The following is a 14,286-nucleotide window of genomic DNA, read 5'->3' on the forward strand; positions in this document are numbered from 1 at the left end:
CTGGCCGGTCAATCCCCGGTGTCAGAACGGCAGCGGGCGGGCGTGGACGACGTCCAGGCGGGACACCGCGCGGGTCAGCACGACGTACAGCCGGTGTGCGCCCCGTTCCTCGGCCTCGGCGACGGCGGCCGGTTCCACGGCGACGACATGGTCGTACTCCAGGCCCTTGACCAGGCTCGCGGGGACGAGGGTCAGGCGGGCGCCGAGCGTGTCCGGGGCGGCCGGTGCCAGACCGGCGCCCACCAGCGCCTCGCGGACGCGGTCCACGTCGGCGTCCGCCGCGACGACGCCGACCGACCCCTCGTGGGTGAGGGCCTCGCGCACGGCCGTCACGGTCGCGCCGAGGACGTCGTCGGTGGGGCGGACGGTCAACTCGCCGTCCGTGCGCAGGGAGTGGGCCGGCGGCACGCGGACGTCCAGGCGCGGCAGCAGCCGGTTGGCCAGGGCGACGACGGCCGCCGGCACCCGGAACCCGGTGGGCAGCGGCACGACGGCGGCGTCCGGGCGGCCGAGGTGGCGCAGCTGGACGGACCAGTCGCGGGCGGCCCAGGGGGTGGTGCCCTGGGCGAGGTCGCCGAGGACGGTCAGCGAGCCGAAGACCGCCCGGCGGCCGATCGCCCGGCACTCCATGGGGGAGAGGTCCTGCGCCTCGTCGACGACGACGTGCCCGTAGCCCTCGGGGTGTTCGATCAGTCCGGAGAGTTCGTCCAGGAGGACCAGGTCGGCGGCCGACCAGCGGGCCGACTTGGGGGAGCGCGGCGGGCGGGGCCACCGGAGCGCCGCCTGTTCGTCCGGGTCCAGCAGGCCGTCGGACGCCCGGGCCAACGCCTCGGCGTCGGTGAGGAGTCCGGCGAGGATCTCCTCGGGACGGACCCTGGGCCAGACCAGGTCGAGGTGCGCGGTGAGCGGCCGGGCCCGTTCGATGCGGCGCACCCAGGAGGCGGGCAGGACTCCGGAGCGCCGTTCGGCCCGCTCGCGCAGCCGCCGTACCACCCGGGCGCGCACCCGCTCCCGGCCGACGGCGTACGGCGGTTCCTCGGCGCGCACCTCCGCCACGATCGCGGCGAGTTCGGCGGCGGGGACCCGCCAGCGGTAGGAGCCGTCCGGTACGGCGAGGTCGGTCACGCCGTCGGCCGACACGCGCGCGTACAGCGCCCGGCGCAGCACCTCGGCCATCCGGGGGTCGTGCTTGACGGCGGCCGTGCGGTCCGGGTCGGCGCCGGTGACCGGGTGCCGGGCGAGCTCGGCCAGGAGGGTGGACTGACGGACCCCTGTCTCACCGAGCGACGGCAGCACCTCGGCGATGTACGACAGGAAGGTGCGGTTGGGGCCGAGGATGAGCAGGCCGGAGCGCTGCAGCCGCTGGGCGTGCGTGTACAGCAGATAGGCGGCGCGGTGCAGGCCGACGGCGGTCTTGCCGGTGCCGGGGGCGCCCTGCACGCACACCGAGTCGGTGAGCGCGGCCCGGACGAGGTCGTCCTGCTCGGGCTGGATGGTGGCGGCGATGTCCCGCATGGGCCCGACGCGGGGCCGCTCGATCTCGCGGGCCACGATGGCGCTGGCCCGTGACTCGCCCCGGCCGAGGTGCTCGTCCTCCAGCCCGGTGAGGTCGGCGGAGTCGCCGGTGCTGCCGGGCGCCCAGCCGAACCGGCGCCGTATGTCCACACCCTGTGGATCGCGGGCGCTGGCCTGGTAGAAGGCGCGGGAGACGGGGGCCCGCCAGTCGACCACGAGGGGCGGGGCGGCCGGACCCTCGGTGATCCGGAGCCGGCCCACGTGCAGGGCCGGCGGGACGGCCTCGGCGAAGTCGAGCCGCCCGAAGAACAGCGGGCCCGGCGGGAGTTCGCGCAGGGCCTTGGCCTGGCTGCGCAGCCGGTAACCGAGGACCTCGGCGTCGGCTCCGGAGGCGGAGACGTCCTCGCCGACGACGACCTGCTCGGCGGCGCCCTCGATCATCGCGGCGAGGGCGGTGCGGCAGGTGTCGTGGTAGGCGCGCTCGGTGTGCAGGGCGTCCGTGAGGGCGGGATCGAGTGACGTCATGGCGCCAGCGTACCGCCATAACGTTACCGAGTTACATTTTTAACCGCGTCTCATTCATTCCGCCTCAGCTCGGGCAACGCCTCCCCCAGCCGCCGGAACGCCCGCCCGGCCGCCCGTACGGCATCCGGCTCCACCCGTGCGACCGGCTCCCCGGCCGCGATCCGCCGCCAGTTCTCCTGGGCGAGGATCCGCTGCACGGCGATGATCTGCCCGGCGGCCAGCCGCGCGTCCAGCCCGCCCCCGAGCGCCTCGGCGAGTGCCGCCTCCGACCGCTCCAGATGGCCGTACGCCCGCGCCACCAGGGCCGGAGTGCCGTAGAGCAGCCGGTGGAAGGCGAGCACCTGGGGGTGGTCGTTGAGCCCGGTGACCGGGTCGCGCCGCTCAAGACCGGTGAGGAAGTTCCGGCGCAGCGCCTCCACCGGGTCGGCCGCGCCCGTCACCACCCGCGCGGCCTCCGTCTCATGGTCCGCGATCCGGTGCAGGACCAGGTCCTCCTTGGCCGGGAAGTACCGGAACAGGGTCGGTTTGGAGATCCCGGCCGCCGCCGCGACCTCGGCCACGGAGACCGCGTCGAAGCCCCGCTCCAGGAACAGCCGCACCGCGATGTCCGACACGTCCTGGTACATCCGCTGCTTCTTGCGCTCACGCAGGCCCATCTCACCCATGGGGCGAGCCTACGCAGCGCCGCCCGGGCGGGTCGGCCAGGCCAGGGTGCGGGCGAGATACGGGTCGGTCCGGCGGCGGGACGACAGCCCCAGGGAGGCAATGGCCGCCGCCAGCGTCATCGCGTACGACTCCACCGCGCGCCGCACGTTGGGGGCGTCCAGGCTCGTCCCGGTGACCAGCCGGTCGAGGTCGACGTAGGCGGAGCGGACGATCTCGATCCACCGGTACACCCGCCAGTCCCGCTGCCAGTTCCGGGTGAACCGGGCGGGCAGCAGGCTCTCCCAGCGGCGGAACATGCGGTCGCGGATCTCCGGCCGGGTCGGGGTCAGGTGCATGTGCCGGACCAGCTCGTACAGCGGGTCGCCGACCAGGGCCAGCTCCCAGTCGATGAGGGTCAGCGCGAGATCGTCGTCGCGGCGCACCAGGTTCCACGGGTTGAGGTCGCCGTGCAGCAGGGCGGGGGCGCGGTCGGTGACCTCGTGCCGGGCGAGGATCTCGCGCAGCCGGGGCGCGTCGGGCAGGCCGAGGAAGCGGGCCAGCTGCTGGGACTGGCGGGGCAGCCCGGCCACCAGCGCGACCAGCTGGTCGCTGAGCCAGCCGTAGAAGCCGGGGCGGCCGGCCACCGGGTCGACCGTGGTGTAGTCGATCCCGGCGAGCGCGGCCAGCTGGTCGACCAGGCGGTCCGCCTCGTGCGGGCGCAGCCCGTGCACCGGGTGGTCGGGCCTGCGGCCGAGGTCACGGCCGGCCTCGTAGGTGTGGACGGCGAACCGGTCACCGGCGTAGCGGTGGGCGGGATCGGTGGCGTGGCTCTCGCCGAGCGCCAGCACCCGGGGCGCGGCCACGAGCGCCCCGGACCGCTCGATCGCCGCGAGGACGGCGTGCTCGCTGAGGAAGCTGCGCTCGCGCCGCAGGACGACGGTCGCCTCCCGGCGGACGACGACGGGGAAGGGGGCGCCGGGGACCTGGATCACGGTGTTGAGGTGCGCGGCGCCCTTGAACACCCGCTCGGCCGGGGCGGCGCCCTCCAGGAACAGCGCGTCGGCGACCGCCGGGTGCCCGAACGCGGGGTGTTCGGGCACCCGCCGGTCCGGGGTCCAGGCGATGCCCCGGCGGGTACCGCCCGCCGCGCCGGGCCGCCGGGCGCCGGCCGAGACACCCCGCCGGAAGAGGATCCGCTCGATCTCCGGCGGCTCCGGCACCCGGCCCAGCCGCAGCGGCTCGGCCGCGCGGCGCAGGGCCGCGTGCACGGCGGCGGTCGCCTCGTCCAGGTGCCGTCGGCCGCAGGAGTCCTCCAGGGAGCGCGCGGCGCGGATCACGTCCGCGTAGAGCGACTGCGCGTGCTCGAAGGCGACGTAGTGGCGCAGGTCCTTGTGCAGTCCGGCGGTCGCGGCGGGCCGCACCCGGCGTACGGCCCGCTCCCAGGCGTCGGTGGCCTCGGTCCACTGGTGGTCGGGGTAGCGCATCCGCACCAGGTGGACGGCGAGGTCGTGCAACGGGTCGCCGTAGCCCGCCAGTTCCCAGTCCAGGCAGTGCGGCGGCCCGCCACCGGCGGCCGGCACCACCAGGTTGCCGCGGTGCAGGTCGCCGTGGAGCAGGCCGTACGGCCGCCGGGTCATCGCCGGCACCCGGTCGGCGAACCGCAGCAGGGCGTCCTCGGGCACGCCGAGGGCCGTGAACAGGCCGCCGTAGCGGCGCCAGTTGGGCCGGCGGACCTGCCGGTCGGCCTGGTGGGCGAGGGTGCGCAGGAAGGCCTGGGAATCGGTGTGGTTGGCCGGCCAGCACGACGGCAGCGGCGGCAGGGCCGCGCCGCGCACCTGCACGACGGCGGCCAGCAGCTCGGCCAGCTCGGCCAGCAGGGGCCCGTCGACCGGTTCGCCGGGGCCGGACAGCTCGGCCAGCGGGGTGCCCTCGGCATGGCTGTGCAGGGCGAAGCCGTCCCCTTCCAGCAGGCACTCGGGCACGTTCGGCAGCACCGCCCGCACCGCCCGCAGGATCTCCGGCTCGCTCGGCCAGGTACGGATCACCACCGGCGGCACGTCCGGCCGCGGCACCCGTACGGTCACCAGGGTGCCCGGCTCCCGCCCGAGCAGCCGGGCCAGCGGCTCGGTCAGCGGCAGCACGTGGTTGTCGTGGTGGAAGCCGGAACCCCTCGGCCGGGTGGCGAGCGCGCGGGCCAGGAACGCCCGGACGGCCTCCGTCGGAAATCTGCCGGCGTGCCCCCCGGCCGCGGCACGGGGAACAGGCGGTGCGCCCACTGGCCGCTCCGGGGTCGATCGCGCGAAAAGGAAGGGTCGGGCCCAGTCGAGCAGCCGGGCGGGTGGTCCGCCACTCGTCTGTGCCAGGCCGAGGGCCGGCTCGTTGCCGTTCCTCCCGCGCGGTTCCGCACGCGTCCGGGCGGTGACCCCGACGTGTCGGCATGCTAACCGACCGGGCGGCCGCTCCGGAGCAGCCGCAGCAGCGGCTGGAGCGACCGTACGACGTGCCGGGCACCCGCCGCGCGCAGGAGGTCCTCCTTCGCCTCGTCGCGCGCGTAGCCGAGGAACGGAACACCCGCGGCACGGGCCGCGGCGAGGTCCGAGGGGGCGTCACCGATCATCAGGGCGGCCGCGGGCGCCGCGCCCATCGCGTTCAGGGCGCGGTTGAGGCACTGCGGATGCGGCTTCAGGTGGTGCAGCTGCTCGGTGCGGCCGTACAGGTGCGGGCTGAAGCAGCCGGTGAGGCCGCGGGTCTCCAGGTAGGTGCGGACCGCCCGGGGCGAGTTGTCGGTGGTGACGGCCAGCCGGGCGCCGACGGCGGTCCAGGTGCGGATCAGCGGATCGGCGTAGGCGGTGGGCAGCGCGGAGGCCGCGGCCCGCAGCTCCTCCTGGGTGAGCCGCTCCTCCAGCCCGGCGACCAGGTCGCTGCCGGGGTGTCTGCGGCCCACGGCGCGCAGCACCACCTGCGGGTCCAGCGTGACCCTTTCGGAGTCGGTGAGCAGACCGTGCAGGCCCTGCCGCGCCAGCCACTCCACCAGGTCCGCGGCCACCCGTTCCGCCTTGTGCCCGGCGAAGAGGCGGCAGATCGGCCCGTCGAAGTCCCACAGCACGAACCGGGCCGGTGTGATCAGTTCCCGAAGCTTCTCGATCTCACTCGCATCAGAAGTCACTAGGAGAGTGTCAGGTCCGTCGAGATGGTTTCCCAGAGGGCGTCGAACCACTTCTGCGATTGCTCCACGAACGCCGCGTCCCGCTGCCCGGCCCGCTTCTCGAAGGAGAACAGCAGCGACTCGGAGCCGAGGGTGTCGTACATCTCCAGCGTCCCCTGGTCGGTGGGCTCCTCGCGGCGCGTGATCATGTAGTGGGCGAAGAGCGCCTCCTCCCCGTTGAGCAGGTACAGCTTGACCGGAGGAGTGAACGGCAGGGCCCGGAAGGTGACGTGGACGTCGATGTCGTGGGTGCCGCGCAGCGCCTGGAGGTTGTACTGGAGCACCTGACCCTGGGCGTTGCGCATCGCCAGCCAGCGCTGGTGGACGGCCTCGTCCTCCTCGCTCCCGGCGTCCACCGAGACCGGGAAGGCGAGGTTGATGTCGCGGGACGGCAGCAGGACGCGGGCGTCGATCCGCTCCGGGTGCAGCCGGCCCTCGTGGACCAGGCGCAGCGCCTCCCCGAGCGCCGGTATCAGGCTCTGCGCGGTCAGGCAGACGGCGTCGATGCGCACGTGCGGTGCCGAGAACGCCTCGGTCAGCCGGGGCGCGAGCGCCACCATCGTCGGCTGGGGGTCCTCCCGCTGCCACGCGGGCTGCGGCTCGGCGACCCGGGGCGGGCTGCCCTTGCTGACACCGGCGAGCAGTCCGTCCCCCTGGAGCACCCGCAGCGCCTGCCGTACGGCACCCCGCTCGACCCCGAACTCCCCGGCCAGCTCGGCCTGGGTCGGCAGCCGCTCGCCGGGCCGCAGCACGCCGGTGCGGATGCGCGCGCGCAGGGTGTCGGCGATCTCCTGAGGCGTGAGCCTCCTGCTGCCGTTCGCTGCCATATGCTCCTGGGTCACGGCCAAACGCTACAACTCTCATCCATCTACCGGGAGTTGGCTGCCAACCTTTCCGAGTTGGCCGGTTCGCAAGGGCGGACCGGGGACACGGTCGGGCTAGGGACGCGGTCGGGCTAGGGACCGAGGACCAGCTCCGAGCTGATCGTCTCCCACAGCGCGTCGAACCACAGCCGCGACTGCTCCACGAACGCGGCGTCCCGCTGCCCGGCCCGCTGCTCGAACGCGAACAGCATCGAGCGCGTGCCGTCGGCGTCGTACAGCTCCACGGGCGCGTGGTCGATCTCCCGTTCGCGCCGTTTGAGCGTGTAGTACGCGAACAACGCCTCCGAGCCGTTGAGCAGGTACAGCTTGACCGGCGGGGTGAACGGCAGGGCGCGGAAGCAGACCCGTACGTCGACGCCGTGGGTGGCGTACAGGGCCAGCAGGTTCTGCCGCAGCACCAGGCCCTGGGCGTTGCGCTGGGCCAGCCAGCGGCGGTGCAGCAGACCGTGGTCGTCGGCGGCCACGGACACCGGGAAGGCGAGGTCGATGTCCCGGCTGGGCAGCAGCACCCGGACGTCGATCTTGGCCGGTTTCAGCCGTCCTGCGTGGATCTGCCGGAGCGGCTCCCCGATGGCCATCGTGAGCGAGACCGCGGTCAGGCACAGCGCGTCGATGCGCACGTGCGGGACGGCGAAGGCCTCCGCGATACGGGGCGCGAGGCCCACCAGGGTGGGCTGCGGCGGCGCCGCCGGTCCGGCCGGCGGGCGGCCCGGCCCCGGCACCGCCGCCACCGTGGCCGGGCTGCCCTTGGAAACGTTGGTCAGCAGCCGCTCCGACTGCAGGATGCGCAACGCCTGCCGCACGGCGCCGCGTTCAACACCGAACTCATGGGCGAGGGCGGCCTGCGTGGGCATGCGCTGGCCCGCCCGCAGCACACCGGACCTGATCCGGGTGCGCAGTTCGTCGGCGATGTCGCGGGACGCACGGGGCCGGTGTGACCTCGTCCGTCCACTGGCGGAGGCGTGCTCCGGGTCCACGGACAAACACTACAACTTCCCGCCAAGTTGCGGCAGTTCGCCGACGGCTGGTTATGAGTCGCGTCCCAACGGAGATAAGTACAGTGGAGTTGGCTGCCAACTCACATGACATGGTCAAGCTTCCCAGTGGTTGGCCGCCGGGCTCCCTTCCGGAGGGGAGCCGGGAGTCCGGACAGGGGACGGCCACCGAAGCGCACAGTCACAACTGAAGACGACCTCGCACAGCCACAACTGAACACCGCCGCACAGCCACAACTGAACAGCTCGCTACGGATGAACGGTCAGCGTCGCCGGGAGGAAGGAGCGGTCAGAACATGTCCGGGCACCACGGCCGCCCGGGCGAGCGGAACAGGGCGTCGGCCTTCCGGGCGGCGCCCTCTCGTTCTTCCCGCACCCGGCCGAGCGAGGCCAGCCGCAGCAGGGACTCGCCCCCGAGCCAGACCGCGGCCAACTCGCCCGCCTCCAGCGTCAGATCGGGGCTCGCGGTGCCCGCCGGCGTACAGGACGCCCCCTCGGGCGAGGCCTCCAGCCGGTACCGGCCCCCGGCGAGGCGGTCGCCGTCCACCACCTCCAGTACGACCGTGCCCGCCCCCTCGTACGTCCGCGCCTCCAGGGCCCGTACGACGTCCAGGATCCGCATCCAGAGCCAGTCCGCGTGCTCGGTGATCCGGGCCGCGCGCGGGTCGGGGAGATAGTGCGGGAGCAGGTCGTCGGGGCCGCGGTAGCCGCTGTCGACCTTCGTGATCCAGTCGATGGAGCACAGGAAGTGCCACAGGGCGCGCTCGGCCGCCGCGGTGGTGGCGACGAGGCCCAGCACACTGGCGGTCTGGTCCGGCTGCTTGCCGGTCCAGGTCTCGTCGGACCGGTACGCCACCAGGCCCTCGACCTCGCCGTGGGCCGAGCGGTAGGCGGCGTAGAAGGGCTCGGCCCAGTCGTCGTCGAAGCGGACCGCCCCGGTGTTCACCTGCCACCACAGCTCGTCGCGGCTGACCGCGCCGGGCTGGCGGCGGCGGAACCGCTCGTACAGCTCGGGGCCGAGCTTGCGTGCGCCCTCGCCGTCCACCAGGTCGATCCGGCCCCCGTCGCCCGGCCCCGACCAGCGCGGGTCGAGGCCGGCCCGGGGCACCTCGATGGTCCACCGGTTCGCCCAGGTGGCGGGGCCGAAGCCGTAGCGGCCGTAGATCGGGTACTCGGCGGCGATCAGGGTGGCGACGACGTCACCGCGCTCCTTCGCCGCCGCGAGGTCCTGCGCCATCATCCGGCTCAGCAGGCCGCGGCGGCGGTGGGTGGGGGCGACACTGACGTTGGTGATGGCGTCCGCGGCCACGGGCGCGCCGCCGACCGCCGTCAGTTCCTGGGCGAAGGACCGGAAGGTGGCCACACAGCGGCCGTCGTCGAAGGCCCCGCGCAGCCGCCCCGGTTCGAACTGCGCCCGCCGGGCGTCGATCTGCTCGGGTGTCAGGACCGGCGCCCGCAGAAACCCGACGGCATGCGCGCGCAGCCAGTCCCCGAACTCGTCCTCGGTGACGCTTCGGACCTCAGTCATGGGGCCACCGTAGGCGGCGCCCCCGGCACCTGTCGTCTGCATTTCGCCGGCTCAGAGCAGCAGGTCGTCCACCTGCGCCTCGCCCACCCGGTAGCGGCGGGCGATCTCCGCGCTGCAGTCGTCGGCCGTGCGCTGCAGGTGCTGGCGGCGCCGGGAGACCTCCTGCTCGTAGCGGACCAGGCGGCCCATGGCCGTGGTCAGTTCCAGGTCCGTGCGCGCTTCCAGGTCCGACAGCTCGACCTCGGCGAGCATCTCGGCGGCCAGCTGCCGGTACTCCTCGTTGTGCGGAGTGCCGAGCGTGACATGGCGGGCCGAGGAACGGTGCCGGGCCGGGGCGTCCTTGAGGATCTCCGGCAGCCGGTCGACCATGGAGCCGTCCGCCGGCGCGGGCACGGACGCCCGGCCGCGCCGGCACAGCTCGGCACGGAGGATGTCGATCCGGCCCTGCAGCAGCCGCCGCACATAACTGAGGTCGGCCTCGTCACGCTGGGCGTCGCGGCGCAGGGTGCGCAGCTCGGGCAGACTCAGCCGGGCCAGGTCGGGCTCGGGAGCCTCGACGGGCAGGACCGGCTCCGCGCAGAGGGCCGGCTCCGTCCCGTGCGCCCCCTGCGCCCCCGGCATCTCCAGCCGCCCGCTGGTACTCGGTGTGCTCATGTGCTTGTGACCGTCCCCTCGACCGGCGTGTGGGAGCATCGTGCCACCCCAACTGGCCGCTAAGTGACCGAGTGCCCCCGAACAGCCCCAGATGGGGGGTAAGGGATCTATATTGGACCCCCTGTATCCGCGTACCGGGCACCCGGCATGATGGTCCGCATGCGTGCGGTGGTGCAGAGAGTGGACGGCGCGAGTGTCGTCGTGGACGGTGAGACGGTCGGCGCGATCGAGGGCGAGGGGCTGTGCGTCCTCGTCGGGGTGACCCATGAGGACACCAAGGAGAAGGCGGGGCAGCTGGCCCGCAAGCTCTGGTCGATCCGGATGCTGCAGGACGAGAAGTCGTGCAGCGACATCGACGCCCCGCTGCTGGTGATCAGCCAGTTCACCCTGTACGGCGACGCCCGCAAGGGCCGCCGGCCCACCTGGAACGCCGCCGCCCCCGGCGATGTCGCCGAGCCGCTGGTGGACGAGGTCGTGGCCCAGCTGCGGAGCCTGGGGGCGACGGTGGCCACGGGCCGCTTCGGCGCGAAGATGCGGGTGTCCTTGACGAACGACGGGCCGTTCACGGTGCTGCTGGAGATGTGACTACGGCTCGACCACGACCTCCTGCGCAGCCGCCGTCTCTCCGGCCAGGAGCCTCGCGTCGACCGGGACATTGCGCTTGACCAGCGCCAGTGCCACCGGCCCCAGCTCATGGTGCCGTACCGACGTCGTCACGAAGCCGATCTTGCGGCCCTCCGGCCCCTCGTCCGCGACGCGGATCTCCGTACCCGGCACCGGCAGGTGGACGTCGCTGCCGTCCAGGTGCAGGAAGACCAGGCGGCGCGGCGGCTTGCCCAGGTTCTGGACGCGGGCGACCGTCTCCTGCCCGCGGTAGCAGCCCTTCTGCAGATGCACGGCCGTGCCGATCCAGCCCAGCTCGTGCGGAATCGTGCGGTGGTCGGTCTCGAAGCCGAGCCGCGGCCGGTGGTGCTCGACGCGCAGCGCCTCGTAGGCGAGGAGCCCGGCGGCCGGGCCGTGCGTGGCCGCGAAGGACTCCAGGTCGGCACGCGGCAGGAACAGATCACGGCCGTACGCCGTCTCCCGCACGACGACACCGTCGGGCACCTCGGCGATGGACCCGGCGGGCAGGTGCACCACGGCGAAGTCACCCGTTCGGTCGGCGACCTCGACCCGGTAGAAGAACTTCATCGACTCCAGGTACGCGACCAGCGCGTCCTGCGTGCCCGGCTCCACGTGCGCCCAGACGGTCGTACCGTCGTCCACCAGGTACAGCGCGTGCTCGATGTGACCGTGCGCGGAGAGGATCAGCGCCTCGGTCGCCTCACCGGCCGGCAGCTCGCTGACGTGCTGGGTGAGCAGGAGGTGCAGCCAGCTCAGGCGGTCGTCGCCGGTGACGGTGACGACGCCCCGATGGGACAGGTCGACGAATCCGGTGCCGTCGGCGAGGGCACGCTGCTCACGGAACAGGTCGCCGTAGTGGGCGGCGACGCCTTCGTCCACACCCTCGGCGGGGACGGCGCCGGGCAGGGTCAGCAGGGGGCTCTTCATGGGGCCAGCCTACGACGTGGTAGTTGAACTCTTCAGGGAGCAGTCCTTGCACCTGCCGAAGATCGCGAAGTGCTTCATGTCGGTGTCGAACCCGAACTGCGCACGCAGCTTCGCGGTGAACTCCGCGGCGACGCCCACATCGGCCTCGATCACGTTCTCGCAGTCCCGGCACACCAGGTGCAGATGGTGGTGGCGGTCGGCGAGGTGGTAGGTCGGCGCCCCGTGCCCGAGGTGGGCGTGGCTGACCAGGCCCAGTTCCTCCAGCAGCTCCAGGGTGCGGTAGACCGTGGAAATGTTGACCCCCGACGCCGTCTTCCTCACCTCGCTGAGGATGTCGTCGGGGGTCGCGTGCTCAAGGGTGTCCACGGCTTCGAGGACAAGCTGCCGCTGCGGCGTCAGCCGGTAGCCGCGCTGCCTGAGGTCGCTCTTCCAGTCGGTGCTCACCACACGCCCAGTGTAGAAGGGACCAACGGCCGTCAAGAGCCTGTCGGCAAGCGGTCCGCCATGAGAAGCTCCGCGAGGGTCGCGCGCAGGTCCGTGGTCACCCGGACGATCTCCTCGTGCGCCCTGATCTTCTCGTCCAGCGCCTTGAGCGCGGCACCGATCTCCCGTTGCCGTTCCAAGGGGGCCAGCGGCACCGGCAGGTCCTGAAGGGTGCGCACGGTGATCGACCGCATACCGGTGGTTCCGGCCGCCCGGCGCTCCAGCCATTCGGCGACCCGTGGTCGGGACAGGCAGGCGAACAGGTAGGTGGCCTGTGCGGGATCGTGTGCTCGCACACGCAGCAGGTGGGTGTTGTACAGCCAGCCGCTCTCGCGGTCGGTGACGAGCGCCACCCGTCCCACCGTTCCCGTACGCGTGACCAGGATGTCGTCGGTGACGATGCGGTACTTGAGCAGGCCCCGTGCCGTTTCGGGATCCACATGCACCACCGACTGCGCCGAGATCCGCTGATGACGTAGATCGACCGGGCGGACCACGGGAACCCCTGCCTGCCGATGCTCGTTCCTGCGCACGGCCGGGCCGCCCGCCTGGATGTCGCAGATCTCGCCGAGAGGGACACACCGCCAGCCCTGCGGCAGACCCTCCAGTCCGTCCTCGCTCACAGGCCGTACCTCCCCAGCAGTTCTTCGACGGCGGCGTCCGCGTCCCGCGCCCGAGCATGCAGCTCGGTCAAGTGCCCGGCGAGAGCGGCCAGGTCCGCCGGCTCTGCGGGGCTTGCACTGGCCGGCGTACCGCTCGGCACATAGAAGGCAGGGCTGAGGGTGTAGTCCTTTTCCCTGATCTTCTCAATGGGCACGGCCCGGCTCAGGCCGTCGGTCCCCGGGAACGTGCGGCCGTCGGCCCGGGCAGCCGTCCAGGACCGGTACTGCTCAAGGATGCGCCGCGTCTCGTGCGGGGCCAGCTCCCGCTGGACACGGGAGACAAGCGATCCGAGGTGACTGGCATCGACGAACAGAATCTCGTCGCACGTCCCCGTCGGATGCCGCAGCAGCCAGACCGTCACACGGATGCTCGTCGTCGTGAAGAGCTGAGCGGGCAGCGCGATCAGCGCCTCCACCGCGCCGTCCTCCACCATCGCGGCCCTGATCCTGCGCTCCGAGGGGTTGGCGGAGAACGCGGCGATGTCGGGCATGAGCACGGCTGCCCGGCCCTCTGGCCCGAGACGGGTCACGACGTACTGGAGCCAGTCGAAGTTCGCGTTGTGCTGGGGCGGTGCGCCGTAACGCCAGTGCCCGCGTTCAACAGGACGCTCGACCTTCATGTTGAACGGGGGGTTCGTCAGAATGCGGTCGAACCCCTGGTGCCGGGGGTTGTGCCCGGCCGATGGAGCCGTGCCTCCCGTCCCGAGCCTGGCCTCGGGCACGCCGTGCAGAGCGAGGTTCATGCCGGCCAGCGCCAACGGATGCTCGCCCACTCCCGCGCCGGTTGCCTCGGGGAAACCGCCTTGTGTCTCCGCCACGGCGTCGCACGCGGCCGCCAGCAGCTCACCGGCCCGCACGAAGGGATCATGCACACTCCTGACGCCCTGACCGCCGTCGGCGACGAGCTTGCTGAGAACGTCGACCGCGGCTCGGGGCGTGAAGAAGTCGCCCGCCCTTCTGCCCATGAGGTCGCTGTACCGCGCCATGAGCCTTTCGAAGGCGTGAGCGTGTTCGGCCCGGTCCACCGGTCCCGTGTCGTCCAGCAACCGGATGGTGTCGGCCACGCGGGAGCCGCCCAGGTTCTGGGAGAGCGCAAGGAGGAGACGCTCCTGCTCGGCTCCCAGCCCTCGGCGCACCGCGCTCGCCAGTATCCGCACCAACAGCTCGCCGGAGTGCGGAGAGGGAAAACGGCGCGCCTCGGTCAGGATGCTCTGCCATTCCTCGGGCAGGCATCCGCGGACATAGACGAGCGTGAGCAGCACGGTGAGGTAGTCCGCCTGGGACAGTTCTCCGCGGAATCGTTCCGCCTGCGCGCCGCTCAGCCTGTCCACGGTCCTGAGCAGTGCTCCGGTCCGCGTTCCCCCGAGCGAGGCCCGGAACCGATCACCGTAGGTGGTGCCTTCCGGCTCGTCGGATCGCCTGGCGTTCGCCGGGATGGTGCGCCGGTCGAGCCAGGCCAGCACGTCCGACGCCGAGAAGACCTCGACGTCCGCGGGCCCTCGGTCAGGGCCCCCCGCAGGCCGGGGGAAGTCCTCGTGCCGACGCTCCCAGTTGGTCACCGCGGGTCGCTTGACCCCGGCGAACCGGGCGATGTCGGCCCTTGAGACGAGGACGCCCTCGAAGTCGCTCACCACTCCTC

The 14,286-nt window shown here is 72.8% G+C and carries 13 protein-coding genes; 1 reads left to right on the forward strand and 12 read right to left on the reverse strand.

The features are described from left to right. Window positions 1-21: 21 nt before the first annotated feature. From ABT171_RS04550 to ABT171_RS04585, 8 genes are all read right to left on the reverse strand, one after another. Window positions 22-2,040, reverse strand: a complete 2,019-nt coding sequence (locus tag ABT171_RS04550; RefSeq protein ID WP_351239729.1) for a HelD family protein — start codon at window positions 2,038-2,040, stop codon at window positions 22-24. Window positions 2,041-2,090: 50 nt separating this feature from the next. Further along, window positions 2,091-2,705 (reverse strand): TetR family transcriptional regulator, encoded by a 615-nt coding sequence (locus ABT171_RS04555; protein WP_351239731.1) that lies wholly within the window; start codon window positions 2,703-2,705, stop codon window positions 2,091-2,093. 9 nt (window positions 2,706-2,714) lie between these two features. Next, entirely contained in the window at window positions 2,715-4,961 is a 2,247-nt protein-coding gene (locus ABT171_RS04560) for a phosphotransferase (protein WP_351239733.1), read from the reverse strand. 164 nt (window positions 4,962-5,125) lie between these two features. Then, on the reverse strand, window positions 5,126-5,851 hold the full coding sequence (locus ABT171_RS04565; protein WP_351239735.1) for an HAD family hydrolase: 726 nt from the start codon (window positions 5,849-5,851) through the stop codon (window positions 5,126-5,128). Further along, window positions 5,851-6,738, reverse strand: a complete 888-nt coding sequence (locus ABT171_RS04570) for a GntR family transcriptional regulator (RefSeq protein ID WP_351239737.1) — start codon at window positions 6,736-6,738, stop codon at window positions 5,851-5,853. Before ABT171_RS04570 ends, ABT171_RS04565 begins: the two co-directional genes overlap by 1 nt. Before the next feature lie 107 nt (window positions 6,739-6,845). Further along, entirely contained in the window at window positions 6,846-7,757 is a 912-nt protein-coding gene (locus ABT171_RS04575; RefSeq protein WP_351239739.1) for a winged helix-turn-helix domain-containing protein, read from the reverse strand. A 301-nt stretch (window positions 7,758-8,058) separates the two neighbouring features. Beyond that, the gene (locus ABT171_RS04580; protein ID WP_351239741.1) at window positions 8,059-9,297 is read right to left on the reverse strand and encodes a GNAT family N-acetyltransferase; all 1,239 of its coding nucleotides are present in this window, start codon (window positions 9,295-9,297) and stop codon (window positions 8,059-8,061) included. Window positions 9,298-9,348: 51 nt separating this feature from the next. Continuing rightward, window positions 9,349-9,918 (reverse strand): RsiG family protein, encoded by a 570-nt coding sequence (locus ABT171_RS04585; RefSeq protein ID WP_351239924.1) that lies wholly within the window; start codon window positions 9,916-9,918, stop codon window positions 9,349-9,351. 192 nt (window positions 9,919-10,110) lie between these two features. Here ABT171_RS04585 and dtd point away from each other — a divergent pair, with 192 nt between their 5' ends. Further along, window positions 10,111-10,536 carry a D-aminoacyl-tRNA deacylase gene (dtd, locus tag ABT171_RS04590; RefSeq protein ID WP_351239743.1) on the forward strand — a complete coding sequence of 142 codons (426 nt, stop codon included), beginning with the start codon at window positions 10,111-10,113 and terminating at the stop codon, window positions 10,534-10,536. On the opposite strand, the gene ygfZ is transcribed toward dtd, so the two are convergent. Genes ygfZ through ABT171_RS04610 form a run of 4 tightly spaced genes read right to left on the reverse strand, consistent with a single transcriptional unit; the run spans window position 10,537 to window position 14,278 of the window. Beyond that, window positions 10,537-11,502 (reverse strand): CAF17-like 4Fe-4S cluster assembly/insertion protein YgfZ, encoded by a 966-nt coding sequence (gene ygfZ / locus ABT171_RS04595; protein ID WP_351239745.1) that lies wholly within the window; start codon window positions 11,500-11,502, stop codon window positions 10,537-10,539. Between the two features lie 9 nt (window positions 11,503-11,511). Then, entirely contained in the window at window positions 11,512-11,949 is a 438-nt protein-coding gene (locus ABT171_RS04600; RefSeq protein ID WP_351239746.1) for a Fur family transcriptional regulator, read from the reverse strand. 29 nt (window positions 11,950-11,978) lie between these two features. Next, entirely contained in the window at window positions 11,979-12,608 is a 630-nt protein-coding gene (locus ABT171_RS04605) for a restriction endonuclease subunit S (protein WP_351239748.1), read from the reverse strand. Then, entirely contained in the window at window positions 12,605-14,278 is a 1,674-nt protein-coding gene (locus ABT171_RS04610; protein ID WP_351239750.1) for an N-6 DNA methylase, read from the reverse strand. The genes ABT171_RS04605 and ABT171_RS04610 overlap by 4 nt, the downstream gene beginning before the upstream one ends. Window positions 14,279-14,286 lie beyond the last annotated feature (8 nt).

Source organism: Streptomyces sp. NPDC001851 (assembly GCF_040297165.1).
Taxonomy (GTDB): Bacteria; Actinomycetota; Actinomycetes; order Streptomycetales; family Streptomycetaceae; genus Streptomyces.

Coding starts and splice junctions, on each gene's coding strand:
- ABT171_RS04550 (WP_351239729.1), bottom strand. CDS start 2,040: ATGACGTCACTCGATCCCGCCCTCACGGACGCCCTGCACACCGAGCGC.
- ABT171_RS04555 (WP_351239731.1), bottom strand. CDS start 2,705: ATGGGTGAGATGGGCCTGCGTGAGCGCAAGAAGCAGCGGATGTACCAG.
- ABT171_RS04580 (WP_351239741.1), bottom strand. CDS start 9,297: ATGACTGAGGTCCGAAGCGTCACCGAGGACGAGTTCGGGGACTGGCTG.
- ABT171_RS04585 (WP_351239924.1), bottom strand. CDS start 9,918: ATGCCGGGGGCGCAGGGGGCGCACGGGACGGAGCCGGCCCTCTGCGCG.
- dtd (WP_351239743.1), top strand. CDS start 10,111: ATGCGTGCGGTGGTGCAGAGAGTGGACGGCGCGAGTGTCGTCGTGGAC.
- ygfZ (WP_351239745.1), bottom strand. CDS start 11,502: ATGAAGAGCCCCCTGCTGACCCTGCCCGGCGCCGTCCCCGCCGAGGGT.